Annotated in this window: 5 protein-coding genes and 1 pseudogene; 3 read left to right on the forward strand and 3 right to left on the reverse strand. The window is 70.6% G+C overall.

The features are described 5' to 3' along the window. From G6017_RS04745 to G6017_RS04755, 3 genes are all read left to right on the forward strand, one after another. Positions 1-1,189, forward strand: a 1,189-nt coding sequence (locus G6017_RS04745) for an acyltransferase family protein (protein WP_182616172.1), incomplete at its 5' end; no start/stop codon positions are given. 377 nt (positions 1,190-1,566) lie between these two features. Beyond that, positions 1,567-1,914, forward strand: a complete 348-nt coding sequence (locus tag G6017_RS04750; RefSeq protein ID WP_179525288.1) for a YciI family protein — start codon at positions 1,567-1,569, stop codon at positions 1,912-1,914. Positions 1,915-1,954: 40 nt separating this feature from the next. After that, on the forward strand, positions 1,955-3,208 hold the full coding sequence (locus G6017_RS04755) for a sigma-70 family RNA polymerase sigma factor (RefSeq protein WP_182616174.1): 1,254 nt from the start codon (positions 1,955-1,957) through the stop codon (positions 3,206-3,208). 24 nt (positions 3,209-3,232) lie between these two features. Here G6017_RS04755 and meaB read toward each other — a convergent pair whose 3' ends face one another. The 3 genes and pseudogenes from meaB to G6017_RS04770 all read right to left on the reverse strand — a co-directional run. Beyond that, positions 3,233-4,198 carry a methylmalonyl Co-A mutase-associated GTPase MeaB gene (meaB, locus tag G6017_RS04760; RefSeq protein WP_179525290.1) on the reverse strand — a complete coding sequence of 322 codons (966 nt, stop codon included), beginning with the start codon at positions 4,196-4,198 and terminating at the stop codon, positions 3,233-3,235. Positions 4,199-4,332: 134 nt separating this feature from the next. Beyond that, positions 4,333-6,648: a methylmalonyl-CoA mutase gene (scpA, locus tag G6017_RS04765; protein WP_241731376.1), complete on the reverse strand. Its 2,316-nt coding sequence runs from the start codon at positions 6,646-6,648 to the stop codon at positions 4,333-4,335. Between the two features lies 1 nt (position 6,649). Beyond that, positions 6,650-6,976, reverse strand: a pseudogene (locus tag G6017_RS04770) (methylmalonyl-CoA mutase); the annotation flags it as partial.

Genomic DNA, 6,976 nt, shown 5'->3' on the forward strand with positions numbered 1-6,976 from the left:
TCCGACCCTGGCCGACGCTCCCGACACCGCCGCAGCCGAGGCCACCGGGGTGCAGCAGCCGCGGCTCGCCGGTGCTCGCGGTCACATCCCGGCGCTCGAGGGTCTCCGCGGCCTCGCGGCGATCGGCATCATCACCACCCACGTCGCGTTCGTGACCCGGATGTCCTACGGGACGCCGGTGCGCCGCCTCTACGGTCGTCTGGACATGCTGGTCGCGGTGTTCTTCGCCAAGACCGGCTTCCTGCTGTGGCGGGCACACTCCGACCACGCCCGCCGCGACCGGCCGGGAACGGCCCGCGCGGTGATCCCCTACCTGCGGGCCCGGCTCGTGCGAATCATGCCCGCGTACTCAGTGCTCGTCGCCGTCGCCATGGTGCTCCTCCCCCAGAACCGGATCAACGGCCCCGTGGTCTGGCTGCGCAACCTCACCCTGACGCAGATCTACCAGCGGAGGTTTCTCGTCTCCGGGCTCACGCACGCCTGGTCACTCGCGGTCGAGATGGCCTACTACGTGGCGCTCCCGGCGCTGTGGACCGGGATGAGGAACCTGCGGGGCGACAGGGCCCGATGGCGGCTGCCCGCCGTCGGCGCCTTCGGGCTCTCCGGCCTGCTGTTCCCGCTGATCCCCTGGCAGCGCCTGCGGCTCCTGCCCAGGGGCATCAACGTCCAGATCCTGCCGCCGGCGTTCTCCGCCTGGTTCGCCTCCGGGATGCTGCTGGCCGAGCTGGCCACCGCCCGCCCGGGACTGCTCGCCCGACTGAGCCGGGCATCCTATGCCAGGTGGGGTTGGTGGACGGCCGGCGCCGGGGCGCTGCTCGCCACCACGTCGACCCGCTGGTTCTCCGAGGGCTTCCACCACCCGAGCGGCCGCGAGTACGCCGCGCGCAACGGGCTCACCGCGGCGATGGCGTTCTTCTTCCTCGGGCCGGTCGTCCTGGCCCCGGCGGGCACGCGCTTCCGCGTCCTGGAGTCGGCACCCCTGCAGGCGATCGGCCGCTGGTCGTACGGGATCTTCCTCTGGCACCTGATCGTGCTGCACTACGCGTTCCCGCTCACCCGCACCTCGCTGTGGACCCGGCGGATGGGCGTGATCTGGCCCGTGACCGTGGCCGGGTCGATCGCAGTGGGCGCGGCCAGTTACCGGTTCATCGAGGAACCGGCGCGAAAGCTCCTCTCTCCGCACGCCTGAATTCGGCGCCGAGTTCTCGTAGGGTGAGCCGCACGACCGCGGACAGGCGCGCGGTCACGACGAAGGAGAACAGACGATCGGTACTGACCCCGGGCGTCGGCGGGCCGGGCGTCGACCGCTACCGCCTCCTCGGTCGTCTCACGTCTGAATCCACACGCGTGATCGTCATTCCCGGACGTGATGTCGCGTGTGGGTGAGCCTGCAGCGTGTGGATCCGACGGCTGAGGACTCCCGTCCTGGTGCGCCCGGGAGCGGAATCCGGAAGAGCGCGGAGAATTATTGTGCGAACCTGTCGATCTTGCGGCGGCTGTTCGTCATGGAGGTGTCGGCGCACAACACCGCGGCCGGCATCCACCACTCCCAGTCAGGAGATCGACATGAAGTACGTACTGCTGCTTATGGCCAACCTCGAGGACGTGCGCTGCGGCGAGGAGGAAGGGCCCGGCGTCGAGGAGTTCATGGCCTTCGACGCCGAGCTGGAGAAGGCCGGCGTCCTCGCCGGTGGCTTCGCTCTGGAGGACCCCGAGACCGGCGTCACGGTCAGGATCCCCGCGGGCGGGACGGACGCCGTCGTGACGTCCGGTCCGTACGCCGAGAGCAGGGAGTTCGTGGGCGGCACGATCGTCATCGACGTGGCGGACATCGACGAGGCGCTGGCCTGGGCCGCCAAGTGCCCCGGCGCCAGGGGCGGACGGGTCGAGGTCCGCGCGATGCTGGAGTTCTGATGCCGGACCGACGGGTCCGGGGCGACGCGGGGGTGACCCCGTGACCGCCCCGGGCCCGGCGGCGTCGGACGTGCTGGCCGCACTACGTCGCGAGGAGCACTCGCGCCTCCTCGCCACGCTGGCGTCACGCTTCGGGGATCTGGAACTCGCGGAGGACGCGGCCCAGGACGCGCTCGAAGCGGCGATCGAGGCCTGGCCCCGTACCGGGGTGCCGGACTCCCCGCTCGCGTGGCTCACGACCACCGCCACCCGCAAGGCGATCGACCGGCTCCGGCGGGAGAAGGCGCTCACCGAGCGTCTCGCGCGTCTCCGGGTCGAGGAGGACCGACGAACCTCCGCGCCGCCGGTCCGTGCGGTCGTGGAACCGGACGAGATCCCCGACGACAGGCTCGAGCTGTTCTTCGCGTGCTGCCACCCCACGCTCAGGACCGACGAGCAGGTGGCGCTGATCCTGCGATACCTCGGCGGTCTGACGACGACGGAGATCGCCCACGCCTTCCTCCTCCCGGTGACGACGGTGCAGCAACGTCTGGTCCGGGCGAAGAAGCGCCTCCGGGTCACGCGGATCCCGATCCGCACCCCCGGCCCGGATGATCTGCCGGCTCGACTGCCCGCGGTGCTCGCGGTGATCTACCTGATCTTCACCGAGGGATACGCCGCGTCCACTGGTGACGGCCACCTGCGCGGGGACCTCACGACGGAGGCCATCCGCCTCGCCCGGATCGTGCACAGGCTCGTACCGGGGCAGCCGGAGTCGACGGGCCTGCTCGCGCTCCTGCTGCTCACCGAGGCACGCGCGCCGGCCAGGGTCGACGACGAGGGCCTCCCAGTCCCGCTGCGCGAGCAGGACAGGGACCGGTGGGACCGTCTGGCGTCGGATGAGGGGCTGGCCCTGGCGATGGAGGCCGCGGCCGGCGGGCCGGGGCCCTACTCGGTGCAGGCGTCGATCGCCGCGGTCCACGCGGAGTCGCGAGACGTCGAGTCGACCGATTGGGCACAGATCGTGGTGCTGTACGACCTCCTCCTCGCTCTCGCACCCGGACCCGTCGTCCGGATGGCGCGTGCAGTGGCCGTGGGTCGCCGCGACGGACCGCAGTCAGGCCTTCGGCAACTCGACGCCCTCGCCGGAGAGGCGGAGCTCGAGCGGCACCACCCGTTCCACGCGGCGCGGGCGACGACGCTCGAGGAACTCGGCCGCGGTGACGAGGCCCGCCGGGCCTGGGCGCGTGCCCACCAGCTCACGGAGAACGCCTCCGAGCGCGAGTACCTGGTCCGCAGGTGGTGGAACGCCTGACGTACTCGCCGACGAGTCGGCGCGTCAGCTGTCGAAGGCGTCGATGATCGCCTGGGCGGCGAGGGCCGCCGTCAACGTCCCCTCGCTGACACGTCGCTCGACATCGGCCGTGACCCGACGCACCTCGGGGTCGGCCGCGAGTCTCGCCATGAGTGTGTCGTGCACCATCGACCTGGTCCATTCGACCTGCTGACGGGCTCGACGGGCCTCGACCTCGCCGATCTTCCCCATCGTGTCCTGGTGCGAACGGACGGCATCCCAGAAGTCGTCCAGACCGTCACCTTCGAGACCCGACATCGTCAGGACGGGCACCTTCCACGCCGAATCCGCCGGTCGCACGAGTCGCAGTGCCGCGCCGAGTTCCCGCGCGGCGCGTCTGGCGTCCTTGACGTGGGGGCCGTCGGCCTTGTTGACGGCGACGACGTCCGCCAACTCCAGGACGCCCTTCTTGATGCCCTGGAGCTGGTCTCCGGTGCGGGCGAGGGTGAGGAACGTGAAGCAGTCGACCATTCCGGCGACGGTGACCTCGGACTGTCCCACCCCCACCGTCTCGACGAGTATCACGTCGAATCCCGCCGCCTCGAGCAGCACCATCGTCTCGCGGGTGGCCTTCGCCACCCCTCCGAGCGTGCCGGAGGTCGGCGACGGCCGGATGTAGGCGCGGGGTTCCGTCGAGAGCGTGGCCATCCGGGTCTTGTCGCCGAGGATCGACCCGCCGGTGCGGGTGGAGGACGGGTCGACGGCGAGGACCGCCACCTTGTGGCCCTTCTCCACCAGATACAGACCGAAGGACTCGATGAACGTGGACTTCCCCACGCCCGGTACCCCGGTGATCCCGATGCGCAACGCGCCACCGGCGTGCGGGAGTGCGCCGAGAAGCAACTCCTGGGCCTTCTCGCGGTGTGCGGGGTTCGTGGACTCGAGCAACGTGATGGCGCGGGCGAGGACGGGACGATCGTCCTCGAGCACCCCCTCGAGGAGGGCCGCCACGTCGATCTCCCGGCGCGGCCTCGGGCCCGTCGCGGACGGGACCGGACCGCGGACCGCACCCGTACCGAGCGTGGTGGACAGGCTGCCCGAGACGTTGCCCGACCCCGCGGGATCGGGACCGGAGCCGAGGCGGTTCAGGACTCGGCCCCCGCCCCTGCCCCCTCGCCGGGGCGTACCGGTGCCGAGCCCGCGGCGTCCGATCCCGGGGACTCCGGGCCGGCGGAGGGCAGCTCGTGACCGAGTTCCCGGGCCAGTGCCCCGAGCAGTTCGATCGCCGCGTCCGAGATCACGGTGCCGGGGGGATAGATGGCGGTCGCCCCGGCGTCGTAGAGCTCCTCGAAGTCACCGGGCGGGATGACGCCACCGACGGTGACCATGATGTCCGCACGGCCCACCGCGGCGAGCGCCTCGCGCAGTGCCGGCACCAGGGTGAGGTGACCGGCGGCCAGGGAGGACACGCCGACCACGTGGACGTCGGCGTCCGCGGCCTGCTGGGCGACCTCTTCCGGGGTCTGGAACAACGGGCCCATGTCCACGTCGAAGCCGAGGTCGGCGAAGGCGGTCCCCACGACCTTCTGCCCGCGGTCGTGGCCGTCCTGTCCCATCTTGGCCAACAGGATGCGCGGCCTGCGACCCTCCAGCTCGGCGAACTCCTCGGCCATCTTCATCGCCTTGGTGACGTTGTCCACGGCGCCCTCCTTGGAGACCTCCTGCCGGTACACGCCGGACAGGGTCTTGATCTCTGCCTTGTGTCGACCGTAGACCTTCTCGAGCGCGTCCGAGATCTCGCCGATGGTCGCGTGGGCGCGGGCGGCGTCGATGGCCAGCGCCATGAGGTTGTTCTCCATACCGCTCCCGGCCCCGCCGCCGGCGGCCTCGGTGAGCCTGTCCAGGGCCGCCTGGCAGGCGGCCTCGTCGCGCTCAGCCCGGAGCCTGTCCAGCTTGGCGAGCTGCTCGGTGCGCACGCGGGAGTTCTCGACCTTGAGGACCTCGATCTCCTGGTCCTCGGTGACGACGTACTTGTTGACCCCGATCACCGGCTGGCGACCGGAGTCGATCCGCGCCTGGGTGCGGGCTGCGGCCTCCTCGATGCGGAGCTTGGGGATCCCCTCGCCGATCGCCTGTGCCATCCCGCCCGCCTCCTCGATCTCGATGAGGTGCAGTCGGGCCTTGTCGGCGAGCTGAGCGGTGAGCCACTCGATGTAGTACGACCCCGCCCAGGGGTCGATGGGGCGGGTCGTCGCCGATTCCTGCTGGAGCAGGAGCTGGGTGTTCCGCGCGATGCGGGCGGAGAAATCGGTGGGCAGCGCCAGCGCCTCGTCGAGGGCGTTGGTGTGCAACGACTGCGTGTGACCCTGCGTCGAGGCCATGGCCTCGATACACGTGCGGGCGACGTTGTTGAACACGTCCTGGGCGGTGAGCGACCAGCCGGAGGTCTGGGAATGGGTCCGCAGGGACTTGGACTTCTCGTTCTGCGGTCCGAACTTCTCCACCAGTTCACTCCAGAGCAGGCGGCCCGCCCGCAGCTTGGCGATCTCCATGGAGAAGTTCATCCCGATCGCCCAGAAGAACGACAGCCGAGGGGCGAACTTGTCGATCTCCAGCCCGGCGTCCAGCCCGGCGCGCAGGTACTCGACGCCGTCCGCGAGCGTGTACGCCAACTCCAGATCCGCCGTGGCACCGGCCTCCTGGATGTGGTAGCCGGAGATCGAGATCGAGTTGAACCGGGGCATCTTGCGGGAGGTGTAGGCGAAGATGTCCGAGATGATCCGCATCGAGGGCGTGGGCGGATAGATGTAGGTGTTACGGACCATGAACTCCTTGAGGATGTCGTTCTGGATGGTCCCCGCGAGCTGCTCCGGAGCCACCCCCTGTTCCTCGGCCGCAACCACGTACAACGCGAGGATCGGCAGGACGGCGCCGTTCATCGTCATCGAGACGGAGACCGCGGACAGGTCGATCCCGTCGAACAACTCGCGCATGTCCAGGATCGAGTCGATCGCCACACCCGCCATCCCGACGTCCCCGGCGACCCGGGGGTGGTCGGAGTCGTACCCGCGGTGGGTGGCCAGGTCGAACGCGACCGACAGCCCCTTCTGGCCCGCCGCGAGGTTGCGGCGATAGAAGGCGTTGGACTCGGCCGCGGTGGAGAAGCCGGCGTACTGCCGGATGGTCCACGGCTGGTTGACGTACATGGACGGGTACGGACCGCGCAGGAACGGCGCGGCGCCCGGGACGGTGTCCAGCGGGAAGGGCGTGACCTTCTCGCCGTCGTCGGTCGGGGCGCTGCCCGTCTCGACCGCGTCACGGTCCGCCTTGGTGAACACCCGCTTGACGTCGATGCCCTCCGGGGTCTCCCACGTGGGGCCCTCGTCGACGGAACCCGGCTGGGGGGCTCCGTCGGTGGACCCCCGCAGCGGAGAGATGCTGAAATCGGGGAAGGTGGTCATCTCACTTCACTCCCAGCTGGTCGAGGAGGGTGGTCAGGGCGGCGACGGCGTTGATCCCGGTCGCGAGGTATCCGTCCGGTCGGTCGTCGGCGTCGGCGGGGAACCCCTTCTCGGCGCCCGCGAGGTACACCGTCGTCACACCCGCCTCGCGCAGCGCCCGGACGGCCTCCGGGCCCTCGGTGGCGTAGCGCTTGTCGGCGCCGCAGAGGACGGCGATCTCCTCCCCCTCGCGGACCCCGGCGTACTGGTCGGCCGCGGTGGCCAGGGGGTTGCGGGCCTCGATCCCGCCCGCCGCGAGCAGGTTGGCGATGAAGGTGACCCGACCCGT

The sequence above is a fragment of the Dietzia sp. B44 genome, from assembly GCF_014145245.1.
Lineage (GTDB): Bacteria > Actinomycetota > Actinomycetes > Mycobacteriales > Mycobacteriaceae > Dietzia > Dietzia natronolimnaea.